General features: G+C 41.8%; 11 protein-coding genes. 7 read left to right on the plus strand and 4 right to left on the minus strand.

The window, feature by feature from the left end; all coding sequences use genetic code 11:
- The first annotated feature begins 17 nt into the window (after positions 1-17).
- The 4 genes from C5469_RS09835 (at position 18) to C5469_RS09850 (ending at position 4,993) form a co-directional block, all read left to right on the plus strand.
- Positions 18-404 carry a protease inhibitor Inh/omp19 family protein gene (locus tag C5469_RS09835; protein ID WP_207628883.1) on the plus strand — a complete coding sequence of 129 codons (387 nt, stop codon included), beginning with the start codon at positions 18-20 and terminating at the stop codon, positions 402-404.
- An 84-nt stretch (positions 405-488) separates the two neighbouring features.
- Positions 489-2,219 (plus strand): type I secretion system permease/ATPase, encoded by a 1,731-nt coding sequence (locus C5469_RS09840; RefSeq protein ID WP_166305516.1) that lies wholly within the window; start codon positions 489-491, stop codon positions 2,217-2,219.
- Between the two features lie 66 nt (positions 2,220-2,285).
- Positions 2,286-3,614: an HlyD family type I secretion periplasmic adaptor subunit gene (locus tag C5469_RS09845; protein ID WP_207628885.1), complete on the plus strand. Its 1,329-nt coding sequence runs from the start codon at positions 2,286-2,288 to the stop codon at positions 3,612-3,614.
- 2 nt (positions 3,615-3,616) lie between these two features.
- Positions 3,617-4,993 carry a TolC family outer membrane protein gene (locus C5469_RS09850; protein ID WP_166305522.1) on the plus strand — a complete coding sequence of 459 codons (1,377 nt, stop codon included), beginning with the start codon at positions 3,617-3,619 and terminating at the stop codon, positions 4,991-4,993.
- Here the strand turns inward: C5469_RS09850 and xni are convergent.
- The 3 genes from xni to queF all read right to left on the minus strand — a co-directional run bounded on the left by xni (position 4,990) and on the right by queF (position 8,185).
- Positions 4,990-5,748 (minus strand): flap endonuclease Xni, encoded by a 759-nt coding sequence (xni, locus tag C5469_RS09855; protein WP_166305525.1) that lies wholly within the window; start codon positions 5,746-5,748, stop codon positions 4,990-4,992. The genes C5469_RS09850 and xni overlap by 4 nt on opposite strands.
- 66 nt (positions 5,749-5,814) lie before the next feature.
- On the minus strand, positions 5,815-7,182 hold the full coding sequence (ppnN, locus tag C5469_RS09860; RefSeq protein WP_166305528.1) for a nucleotide 5'-monophosphate nucleosidase PpnN: 1,368 nt from the start codon (positions 7,180-7,182) through the stop codon (positions 5,815-5,817).
- Positions 7,183-7,336: 154 nt separating this feature from the next.
- Positions 7,337-8,185 carry an NADPH-dependent 7-cyano-7-deazaguanine reductase QueF gene (queF, locus tag C5469_RS09865; protein WP_166305531.1) on the minus strand — a complete coding sequence of 283 codons (849 nt, stop codon included), beginning with the start codon at positions 8,183-8,185 and terminating at the stop codon, positions 7,337-7,339.
- 277 nt (positions 8,186-8,462) lie between these two features.
- Between queF and syd the strand changes: the two genes are divergently transcribed.
- From syd to truC, 3 genes are all read left to right on the plus strand, one after another.
- A complete protein-coding gene (gene syd / locus C5469_RS09870; RefSeq protein ID WP_166305534.1) occupies positions 8,463-9,014 on the plus strand; it encodes a SecY-interacting protein in 552 nt (183 codons plus the stop codon).
- Between the two features lie 537 nt (positions 9,015-9,551).
- Positions 9,552-9,884 carry a YqcC family protein gene (locus C5469_RS09875; RefSeq protein ID WP_166305537.1) on the plus strand — a complete coding sequence of 111 codons (333 nt, stop codon included), beginning with the start codon at positions 9,552-9,554 and terminating at the stop codon, positions 9,882-9,884.
- A 1-nt stretch (position 9,885) separates the two neighbouring features.
- Positions 9,886-10,656 (plus strand): tRNA pseudouridine(65) synthase TruC, encoded by a 771-nt coding sequence (gene truC, locus C5469_RS09880; protein ID WP_166305540.1) that lies wholly within the window; start codon positions 9,886-9,888, stop codon positions 10,654-10,656.
- A 120-nt stretch (positions 10,657-10,776) separates the two neighbouring features.
- Here truC and C5469_RS09885 read toward each other — a convergent pair whose 3' ends face one another.
- Positions 10,777-11,964, minus strand: a complete 1,188-nt coding sequence (locus tag C5469_RS09885) for a hypothetical protein (protein ID WP_166305543.1) — start codon at positions 11,962-11,964, stop codon at positions 10,777-10,779.
- Positions 11,965-12,314 lie beyond the last annotated feature (350 nt).

Consider the following 12,314-nt stretch of genomic DNA (forward strand, 5'->3'; position numbering starts at 1 on the left):
ATTCGTTTGGAGACGGCATGGTTTTTGCAACTTGGTATCTGAAATTTGCATTCTTTGTTGCTCTTACATTCAGCATTATTGGAGGAAGTATGGCAAGTAGTCTTGATCTGCCACACGCTAGTGAATTGAAAGGCGTATGGCAACTGTCAGATAAACGTCACCAATGTGATGTGTCATTGACTGACCAACCATTACCGGAGGGGTCAATTTGGTCACTTAATGGTGATAACACTTGTTTGGCAGATATGTTTGGTGAAGTGCCTGCCGGTTGGCGGCCTACGCCTGATGGCATCACAATTACAGATAATCAGGGTAGTGGTTTGGCTTTTTTTGCTCATGAGTCAGATGGCTGGTTTGCCCGGTTTGCTGATGGCCGGGAATTGATAATGAGACCGGGTAAGTAAAGCGAATAGGGCAAGGAACGTTAACATCAGATAGTCATATATTTATAAAAATAAGATATATCAGATAGTTATTAAGGAAATGCTGTGAAATTATTACTCCCAAAGGATGAGATTGCTGATGTCATTCGTGCCCGTAGTCGGGTGTTTTGGACTATCGGGTTGTTCACTGCCTTTATTAACCTGCTCATGTTGGTTCCATCTGTTTATATGTTGCAGGTTTATGACAGAGTGTTGCCGTCGGGCAATGAAATCACTTTGCTGATGTTGACCCTGATTACTCTTGGCATGTTTGCCATGATGGGGATGCTGGAATATATCCGCAGCATGATTGTTATTCGTATTGGTAGCCAGCTTGATATGAAACTGAATAATCGGGTTTATACCGCATCTTACGAATCAAATCTAAAAAATGGTACAACAGATGCGGGGCAGATGCTCAATGACTTGGCAAATATCCGCCAGTTTCTGACGGGTAATGCTTTATTTGCTTTCTTTGATGCTCCTTGGTTCCCAATCTACTTGCTGGTTATTTTTCTTTTTAACCCTTGGCTTGGTTTGTTGTCATTAGTGGGGGCGTTGGTATTGATTGCCCTTGCTGTATTGAATCAGTGGGTATCAAGCCAGCCTTTATCAGAAGCCAATAAACTTGCTCTGCGTTCAGCCAGTCTTGCCAGCACTAACTTGCGTAACGCTGAAGTGATAGAGGCGTTGGGGATGTTGCCGGTGCTGCGCCGGAGATGGTTTGGATTACATGAACGTTTTCTGAATTTCCAGCGTATTGCCAGTGAACGGGCTTCAGTGATTAATTCAGTCACTAAAACAGTGCGTTTGGCGTTACAGTCGCTGATCCTTGGATTAGGTGGCTGGTTAGCAATTGACGGGCATATTACGCCGGGAATGATGATTGCTGCTTCAATTCTGATGGGGCGTGCACTTTCGCCGATTGAACAGCTTATTCAAGCCTGGAAAGGTTGGAGTGCAGCGCGTTTGTCATGGCAACGATTAACCGATTTGTTGGAGCAGCAACCAGAACGGAAATCAGGCATGTCATTACCTGCGCCAAAAGGAAATTTGGTGGTAGAAAAAGTTTCAGCCGCACCTCCAGGAAGAAACAGTAAGGTTGTGTTGCAGGATGTTAGTTTTGCGCTGGATGCGGGTGATGTGATGGGATTAATTGGCCCCAGTGCTTCAGGGAAATCGACCCTCGCCCGGTTACTAGTCGGGATATGGCCGGCACAGGAAGGTGTAGTCCGTCTTGATAATGCAGATATTTATCAGTGGAACAAAGATGAATTGGGTTCTTCAATAGGATATTTACCGCAAGATATTGAGCTATTTGGCGGCACTATCGCTGAGAACATTGCTCGTTTCAATGAAGTGGAACCAGAAAAAGTTGTTCAGGCGGCAAAGAAAGCTGGGGTTCATGAACTGGTATTAGCGCTTGATAAGGGTTATGACACCGTTATTGGTGCCGGCGGTATTGGGCTATCTGGCGGGCAGAAACAGCGAATTGGTCTTGCTCGTGCGTTGTATGATGAGCCATCACTTGTGGTTCTGGATGAACCTAATTCCAGCCTGGATGAAGCGGGTGAAAGAGCGCTGAATCAAGCTATTGCTCAGCTGAAAGCGCAAGGAAAAACAGTGATTGTGATTACTCACCGTACATCATTGTTGTCACAGACGAACAAAATATTGCTGCTAGTTCAGGGAAAAATGAAGATGTTTGGTTCATCTCAGCAGGTAATGACTGCTTTATCGCAACAAAATAAAAGTCAGGAACATTCTGCGGCCAAGGCAGTTGCACAGGCATCATAAGTAGATAAGCATTTAATTATAATAATATCAAATAGCTGAGACGGAGATTTCTGTCCGGGAGTGGATATGTCTGATCAGAATACGCCGGTAGTGGATGGAAAAGGATTATTGCCACTAGAAGAAGGGCATTTTTTACGACTAGGATGGTTGGTGATTGGTGTGGGGATCTTGGGGTTTCTCATTTGGGCAGCATTTGCGCCGTTGGATAAAGGGGTTGCGTCTTCTGGTGTAGTGGTTGTGGATGGTAACCGCAAAACGGTTCAAGCCCCGGCAAGCGGTATTATTAGCCAGATTATGGTTGTTGAGGGAGAAACTATAAAAGCGGGTCAAACCCTCGTTCAGCTCAGTCAGGTGCAGGCAAAAGCACAGGTAGATGCGCTCCAGGATCAACTGTATACCACATTAGCAACGGAAACCCGTTTATTGGCTGAACAGCATGGTGATGACATGCTGGTTTTTCCCAAAATATTCCAGCAATTACAATCTGAACCTCGGGTGAAAGAGATTATTGCATTGCAAAAACAACTGTTCGCATCACGCCGTGAAATGCTGCAAAGCGATCTGGCAGGGCTTGAGCAGTCTGTTGCTGGTACAAACTTTCAGATTAAAGGGCTGAAAGCTTCTCTTGTCAGTAAGCGAGTGCAACAGTCAGCACTTAAAGAACAGATAACTAATCTTAAATCTTTAGCGGATGAGGGGTATTTCCCGCGTAATCGTTATTTGGAGCTTCTGCGTGAACAGGCTGAACTCAACAGTAGCATAGCGGAAATGGAAGGGCGCACCGGCCAGCTTGAAAAACAGCTACAGGAAACCCAGCAGCGTATTATTCAGCGCAACGCAGACTATCAACGGGAAGTGAGCACTCAATTGGCCGAGGTGCAGGTTGCTGCCAGTGAATACAGAAATAAGTTGGATACAGCCCAGTTTGAACTTACGCATACTTCAATTGTGGCGCCGGTTGATGGCACGGTTGTCGGGTTAAATATTTTTACGCAGGGTGGTGTTGTTGCTCCCGGTGAAAAACTGATGGAAATTCTACCGGATCAAATGGCGCTTGAGGTGGAAACCCGTGTTGCGGTTAATCTGGCAGATAAGATTAGCAAAGGGCTAGATGTAGATCTGATGTTCACCGCTTTTAATCAGAACCGGACACCAAAAATTGCGGGAAAAGTGGTCATGGTTTCCGCAGACAGATTGGTAGATCCTGTGAACAGCCAACCTTATTATCAGATGAGAGCAGTCGTATCTCCTGAAGAGATGGAAAAACTGAAAGGGTTGGATATCAGGCCGGGGATGCCAGTTGAGGTATTTGTCAAAACCGGTTCACGTTCCTTGTTGAGTTATCTGTTTAAGCCATTGTGGGATCGGGCTTCGACATCGTTGATAGAGGAGTGATTATGAAACTGAATCGTGCTTCTTTATCATTAGTTAGTTTGTTAATTCTTTTCAGTGTCAGTTTGTTCTCTTTTCCCGCATGGGCATTGAGTCTGACAGAGGCTTATGCGCTGGCATTAGAAAATGATCCTACTTTTCTCGCAGCAGTAAAAGAAAGAGAAGGTGGAGAAGAGTATGAAAAGATTGGCAGGGCAGAATTGTTACCTAAAGTGATAATGTCTTATCAGCATTCACCGAGGAACTGGCAACATATGGAATACCCTACGTATGATCGTCGGGGAAATAAGGCAACGGAAAGTCGGGATCGCCAATATAGCAGTTATAACGCGGCAGTGGTGCTGACTCAGCCATTGATAGATTTTGAGATATGGGCGCGTTATAAAGCCAGTCAGGCTCATACGTTAATGAGCAATGAACGTTTTCGGGCAGATTTTCAGCAACTGGCGGTCCGGGTAGTGAATGCTTACGTGGATGTTGCTTATGCTCAGGATCAGATTGATTTGGTGATACGCCAGAAAATGGCGTATGAAAAACAATTGGAACTGAATAGGAAGTTGTTTGCTTCTGGTGAAGGGACACGTACTGATGTAGTGGAAACACAATCTCGTTACAGCCAGGCTATTGCCGATGAAATAGCAGCTAAAGATGATCTGGATGCCGCAGTCCGGAGTTTACAACTGATTGTTGGTGTTCCTCTTCCCATTGATTTACCGGTGCAGCGGCTATCAGATAAGACGCAGTTTAAGATATTGAAGTTGTCGCCAGACCATTATGAAGAATGGGAAAAACTGGCATTAGCTAACAATCCGGTTCTGGCCGCGTCCCGTCAGGAAGTGAAAGCAGCGTACCATGAGGTGCAACGTAACCGGGCAGGTTATTTACCTAAGTTGGAGCTCTATGCTTCCCATTCTGAAAGCGAATCTAGCAGCGATAATACGGTAGATCAGAAGTATCGAACCGATACCATTGGCTTGCGGATGAGCATGAATATCTATAATGGGGGTGGTACATCTGCTTCTGTACGTCAGGCGGCGGCGCAATATGGAAGAACTAGATATGATCTTGATGCTCAGGCAGGAGAAGTTCTTAATGCATTACGCCGAAATTATAATCAGTATCTGAATAGTGAAAAGCGGATTAATGCTTATGAAATGGCTGTTGAATCAGCCAACTTGCAGGTAGATGCGACCAGCAAGAGTGTTGTTCTTGGGCAGCGGGTTAATGTGGATGTTCTGAATGCTGAACAGCAGTTATATACTGCCCGGCGTGATCTTTCTCAGGCAAAATATAATTATATTAAAGCTTGGGTCGGCCTACTAAATGAGGCCGGAGAGCTAAAAGGTGAACATTTGGATAAGGTAGCAGGGTATTTCCGTTAGTTTGCTGTTGTCAGCCGGAGTTGTTGCAGATTGCCATTTAACGCTAAATAGGTACGTAACGACGCAACTTCCCGGCTGATAAACGCGATTTCTTTATTTGATTCCAGCTTGTTGCGCCATTTATCTGGTTGTTGATCGAGGTTCTGGAAAAGGTTATCCAGTGTACCAGCCTGTTGCAGTAAAGCAGTGGCGGTTTTAGGGCCAATCCCCTGAATTCCGGGTATTTTACTGCTACTGATCCCCGCCAGTCCCCAGTAATCAGGTAATTGTTCCGGAGAAACGCCAAATTCTTGTTGAACAAATGGCATATCCAACCAGCGTTTCTGGAAGTAGTCGCGGATACGGATATTGGGTGAAAGTAATTGGCAATAACCTTTATCAGTAGAAACAATCGTAACATGGTAACCGGCAGAGGCGACTTTTACTGCCAGCGTTGCGGCTAGATCATCTGCTTCATGTCCTTGGGCATGCCAGCAGGCAATGCCTTGTTGTTCAAATGATATTCTGATCTGCGGCATTTCTTGTTTCAGATTGTCAGGCATTGGCGAGCGGCCAGCTTTGTAGGCAGGTAATATTTGGTGACGCCAACTGTTACTGCGATCCTCCTCATCGAATACTGCGACAGCATGGGTAGGATTGGTATGTTGGATCAACTGCTTCAGTGCATGTTCACAGGCAGGAATGCATGGGCTACCCTGCACAGCGTGAATGCGGCGGATAAGGTTAAGAGCATCAACAATTAGAAGGTGTATCATAGGGTTCACTATTAAGCAGCATTGTGCTCCATCCGTGGAGCAGAGATCTTTTTTTGTTGGGTCATTTTATCGGGTAATTTCGTAGCAAGGCTCGTAAGCAGTGCCACCTGGTAGTTTCATACGGTGCTGTTCTACAAAGTCGGTTAGCAGCTTATCCATATAGCGCATTATCTCAGCATCACCGTGGATTTTGAATGGGCCATGTTTTTCAATCGCTTGAATACCAATCTCTTTCACATTGCCGGCAACAATCCCAGAAAAAGCACGGCGTAGTGTAGCTACCAGTTTGTCAGGAGACTGATCAGGATAGAGATTAAGATTAGTCATGTTTTCATGAGAGGGTGCAAACGGTTGTTGTAAATCATGGTTGATCTTTATTGACCAATTAAAACTGTATGCATCACCGGTACTGTGACGGTTATCTTTGACTAATGGCATGGCTTCTTTCATTATCCGGGCAACTTCAGGAGCGTCATCAATAATGGTGTGATAGTAGCGTCGTGCCTCTTTTCCCAATGTATGAACAATAAACTCATCCAAGACCCGGAAATAATCAGCGCTCTCTTTCGGGCCGGTAAGAATCAATGGCAATATCTGTTGCTGATTTTCCGGGTCCATCAGAATACCCAACAGATAGAATAATTCTTCTGTTGTGCCGACGCCTCCTGGGAAAATAATGATACCGTGAGCAATACGAACGAAAGTTTCCAGACGTTTTTCTATATCCGGCATGATAATCAGTTCGTTCACTAATGGGTTAGGTGGCTCAGCAGCAATGATCGATGGCTCGGTGATACCGATAAAACGACTATCTTTATAATTCTGTTGTGCATGGCCTACGGCTGCACCTTTCATTGGTGCTTCCATTGCCCCAGGGCCGCAGCCGGTACAGATATTGAGCCCTCGCAGTCCAAGCTGATGACCGACTTTACGGCTGTATTGATACTCTTGTTTAGTAACTGAGTGGCCTCCCCAACAGACAATCATATTGGGGTCTTCATCGGTATGTAACGCTCTGGCGTTACGCAGAATAGAGAATATGGTGTTGGTAATATAGGCACTATCTTCCAAACTGGGATGATGCTGTTTTCTTGAATCGGTAATCTGAGTATGAACAAACAAGATATCCCGAAGCACTGCGAACAAATTAGCTTGTAGTAAATGGATAATTTTCCCATCAACAAATGCTTCTTCTGGTGGATTCACCAATTCCAGTTTTACTCCACGCTCACGGCGCAATACGTTAATATCAAAATCTGTGTATTTAGAAAGGAGTTCCTTACTATTATCGGTTTGGCTACCAGAATTGAGTACAGCGAGTGAACAGTTCCGGAATAAGCGATAAAGATCGCTTTTTGCGGTACTCTTCAGCATATCTACTTCAAGTTGAGATAATAAATCCATTGAACCGAGTGGGTTGATATGTGTAATCAAGAATGACTCCTTATATCGTGTATGGGTTTCACCTCAATATCGTTAAATAACTGCTCCCGTCCGTACTGGACGAGGATTTACGACGGTTTTTGCTAAATCTATCACATTTCCTATTCAGCTTGATTTTTCACCGACTGCACTCCGAAAAGTCTATTTACTGGCGTGCCAGTCTGCCTGTTTTTGGTGCAAAGTCGGTACTATTTGTGCGCCATGGGTTGATATCTAATCCTCCGCGACGGGTATAGCGGGCATAGACCGAAAGCTTTTCTGGAGCGCATAGCTGTTGTAAGTCATTGAAAATACGTTCAACACATTGCTCATGAAATTCATTATGATGCCGAAATGATACCAGATAACGTAGTAACGCTTCTTGGTTAATTTTTGCTCCTTTATAGTGAATCTGGACAGATCCCCAGTCAGGTTGGTGAGTAATCAGACAGTTGGATTTCAGTAGATGGCTAACCAAAACTTCCTCCACCAGAGGGCCTTGTGCTGCACCTTGCAGGTAATCACGCTTGAAATTATATTCAGTAATGTCAATATCTTGATTATCAATACATTCACCGGTGAAAGCGGAAATCGGTTGGTTATTGAAATGATTTAAATGATGAAGTGTCACTTCTACATAACCATCAGCACAAGCGGCGAGATCACGCTGCAATGTTTCTTCAACGGCTTGCCAGCTTTCAAAACGGGTTTGGTTAAAGCTGTTCAGATAGAGTTTAAAACTTTTAGACTCAATCAGGTTTTTACTTGCTGCATTCAGGCTGACATGCCCGACAGCAACTTGCGGCAGACCACGACTATTCAGCCATGATAGTTCATATAGTGTCCAGATATCAGCTCCGTGAAATGGCAAATGGTCAGGAAAAATGTTCAGGGGTTCACGGTTCATACTGCGGGGTATTGCTTGCAGCAAGTTGGCGTTGTATTGGTCATGATATGAAGTGGTTTTACCTAATGTAAGTTTCCCAAGAGCTTGGTGATCCTGATATAATGGCATGTTATTCCTCAAAATCTGATATCAGTAATAGTTGTCATTGCTCAAGTTTATCAAGCTACGAGGTTTTATCAGAATTTTATTTGTTTGTTTGCGAAAATGGCGTCAAAGCTATCCAATATCATTGCTGTCAGTGAACTGTTTTATTCCATTATTCGCCGAGATATCCAGAGGAGCTTGAGAGATATCGCGTCCTACACAAAGTGGATTTAGCGGGGAAGATACCATCCTGTATATTAAAACATTAAGTACACCCCAACAGTTACCGGTTGAAAATAATATGATTTCTAATGTTACAGAGGCGTTGGCTGATTTTACCCGTTGTTATGTTGATTTGTGGCAAAAGGAAACAGGAGCTTCACCTGCCAGCAGTGAACTTTATGGTGTGCCATCACCTTGTATTACCCATACTGGTGATGACATTGTTTATTGGCTTCCGCAGCCTTTTCCTTCGGAAGATAAGCTGAATAAAGTTGAAGTTGCATTGGATATCCAATTGCAACCAGCAATTCATGATTTTTATACCTCTCAATTAGCTGGTGATATGACGGCAATGTTTGAAGGTCAACAGCTTAGTTTGATTCAGGTCTGGAGCGAGGAGGACTTTATCCGTTTACAGGAAAACCTGATAGGGCATCTGGTGACACAGAAGCGGCTAAAATTGTCACCAACAGCATTTATTGCAACCGTGGATTCAGATATGAGTATTATTTCTCTGTGCAATTTGACTGGCGAAGTGATCCTGGAGCAATTTGGTAGTGATAAGAGAACTCTGTTGTTTACCGATTTAATTGGGTTTCTTGGGGCAATTAAGCCTGTCTTCATTTGTTAGGCTTGGAGTTTTAACTTAGCATTTGTGAGATATCTCTTACACTTCATGTAAGAGATATCAATGTTTACTTCGGTGAGTTTCACATTGGTTTATTATTTTTATTTTATTTCAATAGCCTATAAATAATTACAGATTTTATCCCATTTCACTGGCTTAATGGTTCCACTTATATGGCTTGTGTCGTAAATCGAATTAATTCATTCTGTCCTCAGCAGGAAAAGGAGTCTCTGCGTACAATTTCTCAGGGATAGATTAGGTGATGATGGTCAGCATGACTGGCACAATGCATAACTGGATCGTATGCAATATATATAAAAATGATGGGTAAAGGATAACCATTAAAGGACAATTTGTCAGGGAATGAGCAGGGAGCAAACGATTAGCGGGATTGCTATATAATCAATTTAAAGGGAGCGCTTGTTCGCTCCCTTCTCTTTATGTTTGATGGAAAAAGCAAATTTACAGCTTAAGGGTTATCAGTGGTATTCTTATCAGTTTTGCTGCTTTGGGCAAATACTTATTAATTAGGCTGAAAATATGAGTACTGAAAAACAAATTCTGCATACGTTACAATTAATTGAACAAGCTATGAGGGAAATTGATCTGTGGCAGGATCACCCACCTAAAGCGGAAGCTTTTGAAAGTGTTGAACCATTTTCAATTGATACGATGCTGGCGGCAGAGTGGTTGCAGTGGGTATTAATTCCGAGAATGTATGCGTTATTGGAGCAGAGTTTGGCGTTACCTACGGCATTCGCTATCGCCCCTTATTTTGAGGAATCCTATAAAGAAGATACCACTGGCCGCTATCAGCAACTGCTTGAGTATCTTCGTGCGTTGGATTGTTTATTTATTCAGGATAATGCCTGATATGTTGGAAGTATTATATCAGGATGATCATATTGTGGCGGTTAATAAGCCGGCTGGTTGGTTAGTTCATCGTAGTTGGTTGGCGCGTCACGAAACTGTTTTTGTTATGCAGACATTGCGTGATCAGATTGGTCAGCATGTTTTCCCGGTACACCGTCTGGATAGACCAACATCAGGCGTATTGCTGATGGCGCTTTCCAGTGATGTTGCCCGCCAGCTTTCCCAACAGTTTGAACATCATCAGTTACAAAAAACTTATCATGCTGTTGTGCGTGGTTATGTGTTGGAATCAGCTATTATTGATTACGCTCTGGTTGAGGAATTGGATAAGATCGCGGATAAATTTGCAGATGGTGATAAAGAAGCTCAGCCCTGTGTAACTTATTACCGACCATTGGCAACAGTAGAATGTCCGGTGGAAATAGGCCGTTATCCTACATCCCGTTTTAGTTTATTGGAGTTGACACCGAAAACAGGCCGAAAACACCAATTAAGGCGCCATATGGCACATATTCGTCATCCAATTATTGGTGATACGACCCATGGTGATTTACGGCAAAACAGAGGTGTCGCCGCCCATTATCAAACCAATCGGTTGATGCTTCATGCTAGTCATCTTGAGTTGGATCACCCTGTTACGGGGGAGAAATTATCGCTTACGGCAAAATGGGATGCGTCATGGCAGCATTTAATACAACAATTTGGCTGGCAAGGCATTATTCCTGATTTGGAATATAATGAAGCGAGTAAGGTAGAAAACTTTATAGATTAGGATATCTTAAAATAATATCCGTTGCCTTTATCGCTTAATTAAGGTAATTAAGCGATAAAGGCAAGGTTCATATATTGTTAACAAAGGTTGATAATGTATGGGTTTATTAATTTTTACTGGTTAACTTTGTTGTTTTTTTGAATTTATTCTTGAAAGAAAAACAGTCGAAATAATTATTGAAGAAATTAATAATATTGTAAATCCAGCAATGATTTCTTCAAGGCCAACACCTAAATAAATAGTATAAAAGAGAATGATCATAGTAATAAATACATAAACCCCTGATTGCATACCCAAAGTATAAAGAGAATTTTTTGAATATAACCCAAGATAAGAGAAAAAAACAGGTTGCATAATTGTGTTAGCTAAAAATACCATAATTGTGAATAGCAAATAGAGTATGCCAGAATTTATCATAATGCCAAGTAAACAGAATCCGAGAGAAAATAATTGAATGATATTACCTACTATGATTCTTTTTGTTAAAAGTGCAGACTTTATGATTTTCATGATCCCAATTGCACAGGGGAGCCATATAATCAGCAATATGATATACATTTGAATCATATTAATATGTTCAAAGTATTTTGTTCGCATTGCTGGCATAATCATTAAGGATAGGAAAAAATAAACATTTATTATAACCAAACTGAAAAAGGCAAAGGAAACAACTAATTTATTGGTTGTTTTTACAGAGTCTTTAGTATCGTATTGTTGTTTTTTTAAATTGTTGTTTTTTAAATTATGGCTTTTAAAGCCAGTGAAATAGATGATTGAAGCAATGGAATAAATAAAAGCAGCAAAAAAGTCTGCTGATGTACGGGAGTTTAAGCCGAAGAGAGAGAAAATGACTGGGGTTAAAAATGGCAGGCTTAATAACGCTAGGCTTAAAATAGAAAAATCCTTATTTGTTTTCTTTTCATTTCCTTCGGTTATAAGAATATTTCTTCCCATTATGACAATAAATCCACTTATTACTCCCCATAATATTCTATGCAGAGCATCCAGCCAAACTGGAATAAGCGTTATTTCTCTTGAAAAGAGAATGCAGTTTATAGTTGCTAATAATAAGAATAATCCAAAAATATTTCTTTTAAAAAAAACAATATTCATTTTTCGAATAAGAAAGGATATGGTCATACATCCCAGAGATAACCCAAATAAATAGGAAAAAACAGGAATGTAGGCATTTAAAATCATACCTCCATCTTTAAGTACATCATCTACCCAAGTCATCAGACCCGATGAGCCGGTAATATTTGCGGCACTTAATAACACACTAAGCACGATGGCTCTATTATTAAACATGGTGATTGATCTCATTATATTTATTGCTTACCTACATTGTTATATTAATCTCATTTGGCTATTATTTTTATTGAAATAGAGTATGTGGCACTCTTCCATGTTAATGAAAATATTATCAAACAAAGTTGTTACAAGAAGTAATGTTAACATTAAATTATTATTGGATAAATAACTGAGTTTAATGTTGTTGCATTTTGGCTGTTCCATAAGAGTTGTCACAGATAACAATGCGTTTGATGATTACCTGTTACCGTTTTATGTAGAATAACCACCGCCATTGATCAGTACAACTGCCTGTAATTAGTCTGGCAGATATATCGTTAGTCATTAGTGCTAATGAGATATTGTTT

The sequence above is a fragment of the Photorhabdus cinerea genome, from assembly GCF_011189575.1.
GTDB lineage: Bacteria > Pseudomonadota > Gammaproteobacteria > Enterobacterales > Enterobacteriaceae > Photorhabdus > Photorhabdus cinerea.